General features: G+C 63.9%; 15 protein-coding genes. All 15 read right to left on the minus strand.

All coding sequences use genetic code 11. The features are described from left to right. Positions 1-19: 19 nt before the first annotated feature. The 15 genes from BKA07_RS13675 to BKA07_RS13745 all read right to left on the minus strand — a co-directional run bounded on the left by BKA07_RS13675 (position 20) and on the right by BKA07_RS13745 (position 15,364). Positions 20-952: a F0F1 ATP synthase subunit gamma gene (locus BKA07_RS13675; RefSeq protein WP_167951371.1), complete on the minus strand. Its 933-nt coding sequence runs from the start codon at positions 950-952 to the stop codon at positions 20-22. A 31-nt stretch (positions 953-983) separates the two neighbouring features. Next, positions 984-2,618: a F0F1 ATP synthase subunit alpha gene (atpA, locus tag BKA07_RS13680; RefSeq protein WP_167951372.1), complete on the minus strand. Its 1,635-nt coding sequence runs from the start codon at positions 2,616-2,618 to the stop codon at positions 984-986. An 84-nt stretch (positions 2,619-2,702) separates the two neighbouring features. Then, positions 2,703-3,509 carry a F0F1 ATP synthase subunit delta gene (locus tag BKA07_RS13685; protein ID WP_167951373.1) on the minus strand — a complete coding sequence of 269 codons (807 nt, stop codon included), beginning with the start codon at positions 3,507-3,509 and terminating at the stop codon, positions 2,703-2,705. Then, positions 3,509-4,060, minus strand: coding sequence for a F0F1 ATP synthase subunit B (locus BKA07_RS13690; RefSeq protein WP_167951374.1), 552 nt, complete (start codon positions 4,058-4,060; stop codon positions 3,509-3,511). Before BKA07_RS13690 ends, BKA07_RS13685 begins: the two co-directional genes overlap by 1 nt. A 19-nt stretch (positions 4,061-4,079) precedes the next feature. Further along, a complete protein-coding gene (gene atpE / locus BKA07_RS13695; protein WP_039210675.1) occupies positions 4,080-4,304 on the minus strand; it encodes a F0F1 ATP synthase subunit C in 225 nt (74 codons plus the stop codon). Positions 4,305-4,383: 79 nt separating this feature from the next. Further along, positions 4,384-5,196, minus strand: a complete 813-nt coding sequence (gene atpB / locus BKA07_RS13700) for a F0F1 ATP synthase subunit A (protein ID WP_342449074.1) — start codon at positions 5,194-5,196, stop codon at positions 4,384-4,386. 206 nt (positions 5,197-5,402) lie between these two features. Continuing rightward, on the minus strand, positions 5,403-5,849 hold the full coding sequence (locus BKA07_RS13705) for a Cg1360 family ATP-synthase-associated protein (RefSeq protein WP_167951375.1): 447 nt from the start codon (positions 5,847-5,849) through the stop codon (positions 5,403-5,405). Next, positions 5,846-6,955 carry an MraY family glycosyltransferase gene (locus BKA07_RS13710; protein WP_167951376.1) on the minus strand — a complete coding sequence of 370 codons (1,110 nt, stop codon included), beginning with the start codon at positions 6,953-6,955 and terminating at the stop codon, positions 5,846-5,848. The genes BKA07_RS13705 and BKA07_RS13710 overlap by 4 nt, the downstream gene beginning before the upstream one ends. Beyond that, positions 6,956-7,606: an L-threonylcarbamoyladenylate synthase gene (locus BKA07_RS13715; RefSeq protein WP_167951377.1), complete on the minus strand. Its 651-nt coding sequence runs from the start codon at positions 7,604-7,606 to the stop codon at positions 6,956-6,958. Positions 7,607-7,660: 54 nt separating this feature from the next. Then, positions 7,661-8,548 (minus strand): peptide chain release factor N(5)-glutamine methyltransferase, encoded by an 888-nt coding sequence (gene prmC, locus BKA07_RS13720; protein WP_342449075.1) that lies wholly within the window; start codon positions 8,546-8,548, stop codon positions 7,661-7,663. A gap of 34 nt (positions 8,549-8,582) precedes the next feature. Beyond that, positions 8,583-9,662, minus strand: coding sequence for a peptide chain release factor 1 (prfA, locus tag BKA07_RS13725; protein ID WP_167951379.1), 1,080 nt, complete (start codon positions 9,660-9,662; stop codon positions 8,583-8,585). A 1-nt stretch (position 9,663) separates the two neighbouring features. Continuing rightward, positions 9,664-11,835, minus strand: a complete 2,172-nt coding sequence (rho, locus tag BKA07_RS13730; protein WP_167951380.1) for a transcription termination factor Rho — start codon at positions 11,833-11,835, stop codon at positions 9,664-9,666. Between the two features lie 198 nt (positions 11,836-12,033). Further along, the gene (gene thrB / locus BKA07_RS13735; RefSeq protein ID WP_167951381.1) at positions 12,034-12,963 is read right to left on the minus strand and encodes a homoserine kinase; all 930 of its coding nucleotides are present in this window, start codon (positions 12,961-12,963) and stop codon (positions 12,034-12,036) included. 2 nt (positions 12,964-12,965) lie between these two features. After that, positions 12,966-14,054, minus strand: a complete 1,089-nt coding sequence (gene thrC, locus BKA07_RS13740; RefSeq protein ID WP_167951382.1) for a threonine synthase — start codon at positions 14,052-14,054, stop codon at positions 12,966-12,968. 2 nt (positions 14,055-14,056) lie between these two features. Then, positions 14,057-15,364, minus strand: coding sequence for a homoserine dehydrogenase (locus BKA07_RS13745; protein ID WP_167951383.1), 1,308 nt, complete (start codon positions 15,362-15,364; stop codon positions 14,057-14,059). Positions 15,365-15,372 lie beyond the last annotated feature (8 nt).

The raw sequence follows: 15,372 nt of genomic DNA on the forward strand, positions 1-15,372 counted from the left end.
TCTTCTCTGCTCTCGCCGGTCAGTCGCCGGCTGATGATGCCGCAAGGGCATCGGCCCCACCGACGATCTCGGTGAGTTCCTGGGTGATTTCCGCCTGGCGAGCCGAATTGGCCAACCGGGTGTAGGTCTTGATGAGATCATCCGCATTGTCGGTCGCCGTCTTCATCGCAGCCTGTCGCGAAGCCTGCTCGGAGGCCGAAGCGCTGAGCAGCGCGGACAGGATCCGCGAATCGATGTAACGCGGCAGCAACGAGTCCAACACGGCCTCTGCACTGGGTTCGAACTCATAGAGTGGGAACGCGGCTGCAGGGGCTGCCGGTGCGGAACCGCCGCCGGTGGCGACTTCGTCCGCGTCGACGACCTCCAGCGGAAGCAGACGCCGGTATTCCGGGTCGTGCTTGACGCTGGAGACGAACTTCGTGAAGACGATGTAGATCTCATCGACACCGTTCTCTGCGGACTCCGCGTTGAAGCTCTGCAGCAGGGCCTCCCCGATCTCGCGGGCGTTCTCGGGCGTCGGGGTCTCGGAGAAACCCGTCCAAGACCGCTCGATCGCACGGTCGCGGAACGTGTAGTAGTTCTCGGCCTTGCCACCGACGGTGAACAGTGCGACGTCCTTGCCCTCGCTGTGCAGCAGGCGGACGAGCTCCTCGGCCTCCCGCAGCAGGTTCGCCGAATAGGCTCCCGCGAATCCGCGGTCGGGACCGACCACCAGCACGGCCGCCCGGCTGACTGTCTCCGGTTCCGTCGTCAACACATGGTCGACATTGGACTCGCTTGCCACTGCCGACACCGCGCGGGTCAGAGCGTTGGCATAGGGGCTGGCAGCCTGAGACCGGGCGATGGCCTTCTGAATCCGCGAAGCAGCGATGAGCTCCATGGCCTTGAAGATCTTCCTCAAGGACGACGTAGAGCGGATCTTCTGTTTGAAGACCCTCTGCTGGGCTCCCATCAGTTCTTCCTTTCGCTGTTACGGATCAGGTTCAACGCTTCTGCCGAACGATCTGCTCCTGCTCGACCTCTTCGGAGGACGCGGTGGCAGTGTCCTCACTGCCGACCTTGGATCCGTTCGAGTCCGTGCTGACGAAGTTCTTGGTGAACTCCTCCAGCACGCTGTCGAGCTCGGCCGAAGTGTCGTCATCGAGCTTGAGCGTCTCACGAATGGTCGTGAAGATGCCGGTCTTGCGCTCAATGTGGTCGTGGAGCTGAGTTTCGAACTTCAGCACGTCGGAGACCTCGATCTCATCGAGATAGCCGTGGGTGCCGGCGAAGATCGACACAGTCTGCTTCTCGAAGGGCATCGGAGTGTACTGAGACTGTTTGAGCAGTTCCGTCAGGCGGGCGCCGCGGGCCAGATCACGCTTGGTCGCATCGTCGAGGTCCGAGGCGAACATCGCGAATGCCTCGAGTGAACGATACTGTGCCAAGGAGATCTTCAAAGTGCCCGAGACGCTCTTGAGCGCCTTCGTCTGAGCCGAACCGCCCACCCGCGACACGGATACACCGACGTCGACAGCGGGACGCTGACCGGCGTTGAACAGATCCGACTGGAGGAAGATCTGACCATCCGTGATCGAGATGACGTTGGTGGGAATGAACGCACCGACGTCATTGGCCTTGGTCTCGATGATCGGCAGCCCCGTCATCGATCCGCCGCCCAGCTCGTCGGACAGCTTCGCACAGCGTTCGAGCAGGCGTGAGTGGAGGTAGAACACGTCGCCGGGGAAGGCCTCACGGCCCGGCGGACGACGCAGGAGAAGAGAGACGGCGCGGTAGGCCTCGGCCTGCTTCGACAGGTCATCGAAGACCACGAGGACGTGCTTGCCGTCGTACATCCAGTGCTGACCGATGGCCGATCCGGAGTACGGTGCGAGGTACTTGAAGCCGGCCGGGTCGGAGGCCGGGGAGGACACGATCGTGGTGTATTCCAGTGCGCCGGCTTCTTCGAGCGACCGGCGCACACCTGCGATGGTCGAGCCCTTCTGGCCGACGGCGACGTAGATGCAGCGGACCTGCTTCGTCGGGTCGCCGGTCTCCCAGTTGGCCTTCTGGTTGATGATCGTGTCGATCGCGAGAGCGGTCTTACCCGTCTTGCGGTCACCGATGACAAGCTGACGCTGGCCACGTCCGACCGGGATCATGGCGTCGATGCTCTTGTAACCGGTCTGCAGAGGTTCGCGGACCTCCTGGCGATCCATCACGCCTGCGGCCTGGAGCTCGAGCTCACGGCTGCCGACGGTGTCGACGTCTCCGAGCCCATCGACGGGACGCCCCAGCGGGTCGACCACGCGACCGAGGTATCCGTCACCGACGGGAATCGACAGGACCTCACCGGTCCGGTAGACGTTCTGCTCCTCGGCGATTCCGGAGAATTCGCCGAGTACGACAACGCCGATCTCCCGCTCGTCCAGGTTCTGTGCCAGGCCCAAAGTGCCGTCTTCGAACCGAAGGAGTTCGTTGGCCATGGTCCCCGGCAGGCCCGAGACGTGGGCAATTCCGTCACCGGCGGTGACGACCTTGCCGACCTCGCTCTTTACCGAACTCTCGGGGTTGTACGAGTCAACGAACTTCCCGAGAGCGTCCCGGATCTCTTCCGGGCGAATTGTCAGTTCCGCCATCTGGTTTCCCTGCTTCCTTTACTCAAAACTTGTGTCCGACGACCGGTGGGCCGCCTGTGCGGCCGGACTGACCGGCCCCTCGAATTAACGTGTGAGCTTGCGCTTCACATCGGCCAGGCGATCAGCCACTGTGGAACTCATCATCTCATCACCGACCTGTACGCGGACGCCCCCGATCACCTCGGGATCGACCTGGACGTTGAGAACGAGGTCACGCCCGTAACTGGATGAAAGAGCGGCCGCGAGTTTCTCGGTCTGTGCTTCGCTCAGCGGTCTGGCGACGGTCACATCCGCGACCGAACGCTGCTGCCTGGCCGCGAGGATGTCGCTGTACTGGTCGAGAGCGGTGGCCACCCGCAGCCCGCGCGGATACACGGCCGCCTGCTCGATCAGAGTGATGGTGTCGGCCTCAGCCTTACCTGCCAGCAAGTCTGCAATGAGCTCACGCTTCGACTGGGCTGACGCATCGGAGTCCAAGGCGCGAGCCAGTTCGTGTTCGCTTTCGCACAGACGGGCGAAGCGGAAGACTTCCTCCTCCACCTGACCGAGTCGACCGGTCGCCTGTGCGGCAGCGGCGATGGCTGTCACACCGGCGACTTCGAGGCTGGTCACCAAGTCCTGAGTTCTGGCCCAGCGCTGGCCGACGGCCACTTCGCTCGAACGCAGAACGGGTTCAGTGGTCCGAGTCGAGAACAGAGTCCGCAGCAGCTGCTGCTTCTTCTCGGCCGACTCGGACGAGTCCGCCAAGGCCTTGCGCAGCGTCACGTTCTCCGCGAGAACGGCGACGACGGCCAGTTCGCCCTTACCGAACTCCCGCGCGTCGCCGTTCGAGATTTCGGCATTGGCGCTTTCAAGAACGACCTGCAGGGACAGTCTGCTCGACTGGAGCATCACGCCCCCTTGACCGGCTGTGCCGACGACTGCGACTCAAGATCTGAGATGAAGCGGTCGACCACGTTGGCAGAACGCTGATCATCGGTGAGAGACTCACCGACGATGCGCGATGCCAGATCGGTGGCGAGCGTCCCGACTTCCGAACGCAGCTGCACCATGGCGGACTGACGCTCGGCTTCGATCTGCGTTTGAGCCTGAGCGACGATGCGCTCCGACTCCGCATGAGCCTGGGTCTTCATGTTGGCGATGATCTGGGCGCCTTCTTCCTGAGCCTCGGCACGCAGTCGTGCAGCTTCTGCACGGCCGTCGGCGAGCTGCTTCTGATACTCGGCCAGAGCCTCATCGGCTTCGGCCTGCACCTTCTCAGCCTTCTCAATTCCACCCTGAATGCGCTGTGCGCGCTCGTCGAGGGTCTTGTTGAAGGCCGGGAGGACGTACTTCCAGACAACCAGGAAGACGATCAGCAGACAGATGGCACTCCAGATGATGTCGTACCAGGCTGGGAGAAGCGGGTTCTCAGCCGAGGCAAGAATGTGTACCGGAGTCATCGATTAGTCCTCTTCGTGATCAGGGCAGGAAGAACGGGGTGGCGATGCCGATCAGGGCCAGGGCCTCGATCAGCGCGATGCCGAGGAACATGTTTCCCCGCAGTGCGCCGGCCATCTCAGGCTGACGTGCGGTTCCCTCGATGGTCTTGCCGATGACGATACCGACACCGACGCCCGGTCCGATTGCGGCGAGGCCGTAACCGATTGTCGAAACGCTACCTTCAACTGCGGCGAGCATATCCATAGGATGCTTTTCCTTTCATAATGAAGCCGGGTGGTTGGCCCGACCGTGCAACTCGTGAGTTACGGTTCTGGGTGTTGAGTCAGTGTTCGTCTGAGACTGCGGCGTTGATGTAGACGCAGGAGAGCAAGGCGAAGATGTAGGCCTGCAGGACGACGATCAGCGTCTCGAGGATGAAGACGAAGAAGCCGCCGGCGAAGGTCACGATCGAGAAGAACTGGAATCCGTTCGCCGCGTCGAGCAGGAAGAAGCTCGTCGCGGAGAAGCAGAGCACGAGGAGGAGGTGGCCGACCATCATGTTGGCGAAGAGTCGGATCGCCAGCGTGAACGGCTGAGTGACGAACTTCGTGATGAATTCGATCGGGATGAGCAGAATGTGCATCGGCCATGGGACGCCGGGCAGGATCAGAGAATCCTTGAGGTAGCCGCCGAGTCCCTTCTCGGCGATGCCGGCCCAGTGATAGGTGACGTAGACCGTGAGTGTGAGGACGATCGGGAGACCGATGACGCCGGTGCCCGGCATGTTGAGGAACGGAATGAGCTTCGTGACGTTCCAGAACAGGATGCCGAAGAAGATCGCCACGATCAGCGGCATGAACTTCTTGGCGCGCTTCTTGCCCATGGTGTCCTCGGCGATGCCGACGGTGACGAACTCCATGGCCAGCTCCATTGCCGACTGGAAGCGGCTGGGAACGAGCTTCATCCGCTTGGCCCACACAGCGAGCAGAACAACGACTGCCACAGTGGCGAGGACGCGAATGAGCATCACGCGGTTCATCTCAAAGGGAGTGCCTTCGAACAGGAACGCAGCGGGGAAGAACTCCGCCATGGACGGGGCGTGATAACCACTTTCAGCGGCTTGGATCATTGTGTTCGCGGCGTTGAGTGTTCCCACGTTTCCTTTACTCTCCCATGGTCAAAAGCCTTGATGGCCTGGCCTTATCCACACATCAGGTGTGTGGCTTTAGGTTCAGGAGCGACATGGAGCGACAAATGGCTCCAGCACCGCAACTACTCTACCAATCGTAGAGAGCTGCCGACAAATTCATCACCTTTGACTGTACATCTTCTGGCAGGGGTTTTCGCACTGACCGGCGACGCCTATTTCGCGTCCGGGTCGACGTAGGGAACTCGCCCTTTGACGACGGTCAGGGCTTCGACGAGCGAGGAGCCGATCACGGCGACGACGATCGTGAAGAAGGCCACGGTTCCGTCCAGCCAGCTTGCGTCTTTGAGCCGCCAGATCACGATCATGAAGATGAACGCCTTGAACAGGAAACCCATGCCCAAGAATCCGCCGATCGCTGTCAGCCCCATATTGCGGCCCGCATACATGATCACCAGAGTGATGATGATGAAGATCGCGGCCAATCCCCCGCCGACGGCTCCGCCGTTGAGGCCCGCGGTCCCGGACACCAGGTAGCCGATGCCCATGCCGAGCACCGCGACCGCAACGACCAGGACGATGCCTCGGACCAGCATGGTCCGCCACACCCGCGTCCACGCGGCCTGGACATACGTTTCCTTGTGGGCAGACTCATCGGTCATGAGATTTCCTCTCTGGCTTTCTGACGGACCCGCAGGGGGTAGAAGGTGAAGACGAGGGTGACGGCGAACAGTGCACCCACGATGCAGACCACGTAGATCCACGGCATCAGCAAGAGCATCACGGACCCGAATGCGATGAGTGCGGTCCAGGTGTAGAGGATGAGCACGGCTCGAACGTGAGAATGTCCCAGACTGAGCATTCTGTGATGGAGATGTTTGGCGTCGGCGGAGAACGGCGACTGACCTGCCAGGAGCCGACGGACGACGGCCAGGCCCAGATCCAGCAGCGGCAGGAACATCACAGCGATCGGCAGGATGATCGGCAGGAAGGTCGCGAAGACGCGCTCTTCGCCGATCAGCGCCGGGTCGACCTGTCCGGTGACGCGGATCGTCGAGGCTGCGAGCAGCAGTCCGATCAGCATCGATCCGGAATCGCCCATGAAGATGCGAGCGGGATTGAAGTTGTGCGGCAGGAAGCCGACGCAGGCACCGACGAGTATCGCGGTGATCAGGGACGCGAGGTTGGCATAGGAATCGGGTGAGGCGTCCCGGGCGAGTCCGTAGGAGTAGATGAAGAAGGCACTGCCGCCGATGGCGACGACACCTGCAGCGAGGCCGTCGAGGCCATCGACGAAGTTCACGGCATTGATCGTGACCAGGACGACCAGAATGGTGATGATGATCGACATCCGCGGTGAGCCGATGATGACGCCGCCGAACGGGATCGACAGCAGAGCCACCCCGTTGATCGCCATGAACCCTGCGGCCAGCGCCTGGCCGGCCAGCTTGGTGATCCAGTGCAGATCCCAGATGTCGTCGATGATGCCCAGCACACACAGCACAGTCGCTGCTCCCGCGATGCCGATGATTGGGGCCATGTCGACGAAGATCCGCTGCAGGAACGGGGTCTGGGAGGCGAAGAAGAGGGCGACGATCACGGCACCGAACATCGCGACTCCGCCCAGCCTCGGCGTCGGCACGGAATGCACGTCCCGCTCACGCAGGGGCGAGAAGATCAGTCCGCGCTCGGCGACCCGCTTGACCATCGGGGTCAGCAGGTAGGCCACGAGGGCCGAGATGAGGAGGATGAAGAGGTAGGCGCGCACTCAGCCGTCCAGGTCGATGATGTCGGGAACGATCTCGCGCAGATCCTCGGTCGAGACGGGGCCCTCGCGCACGATCCGCGGAACATCGGCGGTAAGGTCGACGATGGTTGACGAGACACCGGAGCTGCGGACTCCCCCGTCGATGTAGATGTCGACGTCATCACCGAGCATCTCCATGGCCGCGTCCGCCGAGGTGGCCGCCGGTTGGCCGGAGACGTTGGCGCTGGAGACGGCCAGTGGCCCCGTCCGCCCCAGCAGAGCCAGAGCGTATTCGTCATCGGGCATTCGCACAGCAACGGTCCCGTGCGTGTCGCCGAGGTCCCAGTCGAGCGAGGGCTGAGCGTTGGCGATGATAGTGAGCGGACCGGGCCAGAACCGCGAGGTCAGCGCCAGAATCGTCTCGTCGACCCCGTCGACGAGGCCGAAGACCGTCTCTGCACGCGGCACGAGGACAGGTGGGGGCATATCGCGTCCGCGCCCCTTCGCAGCCAGCAGCGCAGACACAGCCGAGGCGCTGAACGCGTCTGCGGCGATCCCGTAGACGGTGTCCGTGGGAATGACGAGCAGGCTGCCTGCCTCACTGACCCTGGCGCATTCGTCAAGGACCAGATCACGGATGTCGCTCTGGGTGACGTCGAATCGTCTCGACACACATTCTCCGTTTCGAATCGTGATGGTCGGTGGCCGGAACCGAGCGGTCCGTGGTCACGGGTTGACCCGGCCCACACGGTGAGCCACCGTGTAGCGGTCGCGTCCAGTGTAGTCCGGGAAGGTGGCGGCCTGTCTGAGACTGGCCGTCGACGTGATGAGTTCGCGGACGGTCTGTCCCTGCTCTTCCGAGTGCTCCATGATGAAGAATCCGCCGGGGCGCAGCAGCTTCTCGGCCTGGACGATGATGAGTCCGGGAATCTCCAGACCTGTCGAACCGCCGTAGAGAGCAGCGACCGGATCGTGATCACGGACCTCCGGGTCGTGGGGAACAGCGGTATCGGGCACGTAGGGAGGGTTGCTCGCGACGACATCCGCACTGCCGCGAAGGTGCGGGTTCTCGTCGACGAACGTCGTTGCATCGCCGGGAACCAGTTCGACGGTGGAGCCACCGAGGTCGAGTCTGCGCAGGTTCTTCTGTGACCAGGCGAGGGCCTCGAGCTCCCGCTCGACGCCGATGATGCGCAGCTGAGGATGCTCGGCGGCCAGTGACAGGGCGATGGCCCCGGAACCCGAACACAGGTCGATGACGAAGGGCGTGGTCGTGTTCTGCTGTCTGTCCAGCTCTTCGAGGACCTCGGTCACGAGGAGTTCGGTCTCCGGGCGAGGCACGAACACTCCGGGCCCCACCTGCAGTTCGATGTGGCGGAAGGCAGCCGAGCCGATGAGGTGCTGCAGTGGAATGCGCTGTCGCCGCTGTTCGACGAGCTGCGCGAATTCCTGCGTGACTTCAACCGGAACGGCCTCGCCGAGGAGTCGCCTGCGGGCCAGCTCGGAGGGATCGATGCCCCAGGCGTGGGCGAGCAGCGCCGTCGAGTCGGGAGCTGGACCGGGCACGTCGGCGTCGGCGAGCAGCCGGTCTGCCCCGCGCAGGACGGTCGACACGTCTCCCCCGCTTACGGGCGCCTGCGGATTCAGATCAGTCTCCCAGCGCATCGAGCCGGGCCGCTTTGTCTGCGTCGCGGCAGGAGCCGATCACGGCGTCGAGGTCTCCGGCCAGGACATGGTCCAGGTTGTAGGCCTTGTAGCCCGTCCGATGGTCGGTGATCCGGTTCTCCGGGAAGTTGTAGGTCCGGATCCGCTCGGAGCGGTCGACCGTGCGCACCTGCGAGCGACGGATGTCCGCGGCCTCTGCCGCGGCTTCCTCTGCCTGCTTGGCAAGGATTCGTGCACGCAGCATGCGCATGGCCGCTTCCTTGTTCTGCAGCTGTGACTTCTCGTTCTGGCAGCTCGCAGTGATGCCCGTGGGCACATGAGTGATGCGCACGGCGGAGTCCGTCGTGTTCACGGACTGCCCTCCCGGGCCCGAGGACCGATAGACGTCGATGCGCAGGTCGTTGTCCTCAAGGGCGACCTCCTCGGGTTCGTCCACTTCGGGGAACACGAGAACTCCGGCGGCCGAGGTGTGGATGCGTCCTTGGGATTCGGTCACGGGAACACGTTGGACTCGGTGCACGCCGCCCTCGAACTTCACCCACCCATAGGCACCGGTGTCTTTGGCCTTGACGGCTATGGTCACGTCCTTGTACCCCCCGAGGTCGGAGTGCGTGGCATCGAGGATCTGCGAGGACCACCCGTGCGAGTCGATCCACCGCTGGTACATGCGCAGAAGGTCTCCTGCGAACAGCGCGGATTCGTCCCCACCCTCACCGGCTTTGATCTCGATGATCGCGTCACGGGCATCGTCGGGATCGCTGGGCACCAAGAGATCTTTGAGTTCGGCTTCGACCTGCGAAGCCTCCTCATTCAGGCGTGCGGCCTCGGCCGCGAAATCAGCGTCGTCGGCCGCGAGATCTTCGGCGGCGGCGGCGTCGTCTTCGAGTTCGGAGAAACGCCGGGCGGTGACCGCCACCTTTTCGAGCTCCGCGTATCGCCTGGTCAGCTTCTTGGCCCGGCCAGCATCAGCGTGCACGGCGGGATCGGAGAGCTCCGCCTCCAGTCGTGCGTGTTCATCGAGCAGTGCGCTGACGCTGGCCTTCAGGGTGTCATCGTCGGCCATCTCAGTTGGCGTCGGTGGAAGACTTCTGCAGTGGAGTCGTCTTCTGCACCTGCATGAGGAACTCGACGTTGGAACCGGTTTCCTTCAGCTTCGACATGAGCAGCTCGACGGCCTGCTGCTGTTCGAGTCCGGCCAGCAGACGGCGCAGCTGCCACATCACCTTGGTCTCCTCGGACGTCATCAGCATCTCCTCTCGGCGGGTGCTCGACGCGTTGACGTCGACGGCCGGGAAGATCCGCTTGTCGGCGAGCTGACGCGAGAGGCGCAGCTCCATGTTGCCGGTGCCCTTGAACTCCTCGAAGATGACCTCGTCCATCTTCGAGCCGGTTTCGACGAGTGCCGTGGCCAGGATGGTCAGCGACCCGCCGTCTTCGATGTTGCGGGCCGCACCGAAGAAGCGCTTCGGCGGATAGAGTGCGTTCGCGTCGACACCGCCGGAGAGGATCCGGCCCGATGCGGGCTGAGCGATGTTGTAGGCGCGGCCGAGACGCGTGATGTTGTCGAGGAGGACGACGACGTCGGAGCCCATCTCCACGAGACGCTTGGCGCGTTCGATGGCGAGTTCGGCGATCGTCGTGTGGTCATCGGCGGGACGGTCGAAGGTCGAAGCGATGACTTCGCCCTTGACCGCGCGCTGCATATCCGTGACTTCCTCGGGGCGCTCATCGACGAGGACGACCATCAGGTGGACTTCCGGATTGTTCTCGGTGATCGCATTGGCGACCTGCTGCATGATCATCGTCTTTCCCGCCTTCGGAGGAGCCACGATGAGACCGCGCTGGCCCTTTCCGATGGGCGTGACGAGATCGATGAGTCGCGTCGAATGAAGCTTCGAGGTCGTCTCGAGACGCAGCCGCTCCTGTGGGTAGAGCGGTGTCAGCTTGGAGAATTCGACACGGCTGCGGGCATCATCGACGGTCAGGCCGTTGACGGAGTCGAGGCGCACCAGCGCATCGAACTTCTCACGCTTGCCGTTGCGTTCGTTCTCTCGCGGCTGGCGGATGGCGCCGGCGACGGCGTCGCCCTTGCGCAGCTTGTTCTTGCGCACCATGGAGGCCGAGACGTAGACGTCGTTGGGCCCGGACAGGTAGCCGGAAGTGCGCAGGAAGGCGTAGTTGTCGTGGACGTCGAGGATGCCCCCGACGGGAATGAGCACGTCGTCATTGCGGATCTCGGGCTCGTCGTTGCCGCGTCCGCGACGCTTACGGTCACGGCCCCGTCCGCGACGGTTGCCGCGATCGTCATCATCGTTGTGGTTGCGACCGCGACGGTTGTTGTCGTCGTTCTGGCGACCCCGACGATCGTTGTTGCGATCGTTGTTGCGGTCGTTCCGGTCGTTGCCGCGGTCGTTGTTCCGGTCGTTCCGGTCATTGCCGCGATCGTTGTTGCGGTCGTTCCGGTCGTTGCCGCGGTCGTTGTTGCGGTCGCTGCCACGATCGTTGCGGTCGTTGCCGCGGTCGTTGTTCCGGTCGCTGCCACGGTCGTTGTCGTCGCCGTGGCGGTTGCGCCGGTCATCCGCGCGGTCGTCGTTCCGGTCGCCGCCACGGTCGTTGCGATCGCTTCCGCGATCATTGCGGTCGTTGTCGTCGCTATGGCGATTGCGATCGTTGCTGCGACCGTTGTCCCGGTCATTGCGGTCCGCACCGTCGGCGGAGTCATCCGAGCTGCGCCCGTTGTCCTCATGCTGCGCATCCGAACCGCCCGAACGCGAACGACTGCGACGCGAACGCTGCTTGTCGGGATCACCTGAGGTCTGGCTCGAGCTCTCGTCCGCGGCCGCAGCGGTGTTTGCGCCCGAAGCCTCGGGGGCAGAGGTCTCTGCAGAAGCCGACTCCGGCGACGACGCTGCGGTTTCGACGGCCTGTGAATCGCTCGATTCGTCCTTGGCCGCCGGGGCGGCACTGCGACGTGAGGACCGACGCTTGGGCTCGTCCTTCGTCTCCTTCTCGGAAGACTTGGGAGCGGCCGGTGCGGACTTGGCAGCAGCCTGAGGCTGGCCCGAGTCGCTCTGTGATCCATTGTGGTTGTTGATGGCGTCGATCAATTCGCCTTTGCGAAGTCGACGGTACCCTTTGATCCCGAGTCCCGCTGCCATTTCCTGCAGCTGGGGCAGACGCAAAGCTGTCAGACTGCCGGTGCGCGGCGTGGAATCTTGAGTAGTGGTTTCAGACACGAAGGTCCTTCTCCCTCTTTCGGCCGTGCGGCAAGAGCCGTTTACTCACGGCGACGGAAACACCGTTGACGGTGCATTGTGAAAGATAACCTGCCTAAGAATGAGCAGGAGACGTTCCAGAATGTGTGAAGTTGACAGCGGGTTCGCGATACGTATCGCACACCCCGCTCACTGACGGAACACCCTCAGTTTACGTGCTCAACGCCGATCATGCGAATCCGAGGCTGATTTCTTTTCCGATACCCGATATCCTCCGAGATCAATCGAGGTGCGGATCGTTGTGACCGCGTCGGGGACCAAAGACGGTGGGACCGAGCCCTCGAGCACGAGGACGCTCGGTCCGGCCCCCGAGATCACAGCCGGCAGACCGTTGGTCCGCAGTGCGTCGACCAGTGCCATCGAGTCGGGATACGCGTCTTGTCGGTACTCCTGATGCAGGCGATCCGCGGTCGCCTCGAGCAGGACGGAGCCGTCGGTGACGAAACCGTGGACGAGCAGCGCGGCCCGAGCGGAGTTCTCCGCCGCGACCTCGTGCTCGATCGCTGCGGGGATCACGCTGCGGGCGATGTCCGTGTCCAGACGCACATCGGGCACCAGTACCGTGACCTCGCCGACGGTCTGAGCCGGAATCTGCCACGAACGGGCCGGATTCCCAAGTGCGATCGTCAGTCCTCCGTACACCGCCGGTGCCGCATTGTCGGGGTGCCCTTCGAGTTCGGAGGCGAGCTCGAGAACTCTCTGACGGCTCAGACGTCGGCTGCCGGCTGACGCGCCGACCTCCCCTGCGAGTGCAATCGCACCCACGATCGCGGCCGCGGAGGAGCCGAGTCCGCGCGAATGCGGTATCCGATTCACGCATTCCAGGCTCATCCTGCCGACCACGTCCCCGGCAATATGCGGGTACTCGGCGCCGAGCACATCGCCGATCACGCGCATGATGAGATGCGAACGGTCGGTCGGCAGGGTCTCCGCGCTCTCCCCCGTCACACTGACGCAGCTGCCGGCATCGACGGGGTCGTCGTGGATCGTCAGAATCAGAGAATCACAGATTCCCAACGCCAGGCCGAACGCGTCGTATCCGGGGCCCAGATTCGCCGAGGTGGCCGGAACCTGGATCTCGATCCGCACACTCACCTGTCTTCGAGTCCGAGTGCGCGGGCAGCGCTGACGGCGTCGACGGAGACCCGCTTCGGCTCGATCTCGGAGCCGTCCGCTGTGTGCAGCGCCCAGCCGGGATCTTTGAGTCCGTGTCCGGTCACGGTGACCGCGATCGTCGCCCCCGCCGGAACCTTGCCGGCCTCCGCCATCTTCAGCAGACCCGCCACCGAGGAGGCCGATCCGGGTTCGACGAAGATCCCCTCGTCGCGGGACAGGATCTTGTGGGCTCGCAGGATCTCCTCATCGCTGACCGAGTCGATGACTCCACCTGAGGCATCACGGGCCTCGATGGCCAGCTGCCAGCTGGCCGGGTTGCCGATCCGGATCGCCGTCGCGATCGTATCGGGTTCGTCGACGGGGTGTCCGAGCACGATCGGGGCCGATCCCGCGGCCTGGAAACCCCACATCTGCGGCAGTCGGGTCGAGACGCCGGTCTCACGGTACTGACGGTAGCCCTTCCAGTACGCGGTGATGTTGCCGGCATTGCCGACGGGCAGCACATGGATGTCGGGGGCGTCGCCGAGGACGTCGACGACCTCGAAGGACGCTGTCTTCTGTCCCTCGATCCGATCAGGGTTGACCGAGTTGACGAGATGGACGGGATAGGATTCGGACAGCTTCCGGCACAGGGTCAGGCAGTCATCGAAGTTGCCGTCGACCTCGAGCAGCGTGGCCCCGTGGGCGATGGCCTGGCTCATCTTGCCCGGGGCGATCTTGCCCGAGGGCACGAGCACGGCACAGGTCAGTCCGGCCTTGGTCGCATACGCCGCCGCCGAGGCCGATGTATTGCCGGTGGAAGCGCAGATGACGGCCTTCGCGCCGTGGGCTGCGGCCTTCGTGATGGCCATCGTCATGCCCCGGTCCTTGAAGGACGCGGTCGGATTGAGCCCTTCGTATTTGACCCACACCTCGGCGCCGGTGAGCTCACTGAGCGTGTCCGCGTGGATGAGCGGGGTTCCGCCCTCACCCAGGCTCACGGCCGGTATGGACTCGGAGACGTCGAGGAGGCTGCGATACTCCTCGACGACGCCGCGCCACTGCTGCTTGGGAAATTCGCTCATTCTCACTGTCCTTCTACACGGATCACGGATTTGACGGCACGGACCACCGCGAGCTCCTCGAGGCGGTCGACCGTGCCCCGCAGTATCGCGTCGGTGTTCGAATGGGTGGCGAGCACGAGCTTTGCGTGCTGAGTGCCGTCGTCGTCGACCTCGCCCACGGTCTGGCGCATGAGTTCGATCGATGCGCCCTCGTCGGCGAAGACCTCGGAGACGGCGGCCAGGACGCCGGGACGATCGACGACGTCGAGCGTGATGTGGTATCGGGTGGTGATGGCCGAGATCGGCAGGATCGTCGAATCCTCGTGGAACGGACGCTCGTACTGACCACGGCCGCCCAGCACCTTGCGACGGGCCACGGAGACCACATCGCCGAGGACGGCCGACGCCGTCGGTTCGCCGCCGGCACCCTGCCCGTAGAACATGAGCGAGCCTGCGGCCTCGGCCTCGATGAAGACAGCATTGAAGGCGCCGCGCACGGTCGCGAGGGGGTGGCTGCGCCCCAGCAGGGCCGGATAGACGCGAGCGGAGAGTCCCGGCCCTGCAGGTGAATGGCCGACCCGTTCGCAGACGGCGAGGAGTTTGATGACGAACCCCTGGTCTCTGGCCGTGGCCACCATGTCGGGGGTGATGTGCTCGATGCCTTCGACATGGACCTCGTCGATCGAGACCGGAGCGTGGAAGGCCAGGGACGAGAGGATGGCGGCCTTGGCCGCGGCGTCGTGGCCGCCGATGTCAGCGGTCGGATCCGCCTCGGCGAAGCCCAGCTGCTGGGCCGTCGTCAGTGCATCGTCGAAGTCCCAGCCTTCGGAGTCCATCTGGTCGAGGATGTAGTTCGTCGTGCCGTTGACGATGCCCATGATGCGATCGATCCGGTCCCCGGCGAGAGAATCGCCGACGGGACGGATGATCGGGATCGCCCCGGCCACGGCCGCCTCGTGTTCGAGTCGGACGCCGGCGGTGTCAGCGGCGGACGTGAGCTCACCGTAGTTGGCGGCCAGCAGCGCCTTGTTCGCGGTGACCACGGACGAACCGTGGTCGAGGGCCGTGCGGATGAGTGATTTGGCGGGCTCGATGCCACCCATCAGCTCGATGACGATATCGGCGTCGCCGATGGCCGAATCCGCATCGGTCGTCAGCAGGTTCGGGTCGATCCCGGGGCGCTGCTTCGAAGCGTCTCGGACGACGATCGCGCTGAGCCGAAGGGGTGCTCCGATCCGTTCGGCCAGGGCCTCGCTCCGGTTCTGGATGCGTGCGGCGACTTCGGTGCCGACGACTCCACAACCGAGCATGGCGACTTTCAGGGCCTGCATATGTTCAC

Source organism: Brevibacterium marinum, assembly GCF_011927955.1.
Taxonomy (GTDB): domain Bacteria; phylum Actinomycetota; class Actinomycetes; order Actinomycetales; family Brevibacteriaceae; genus Brevibacterium; species Brevibacterium marinum.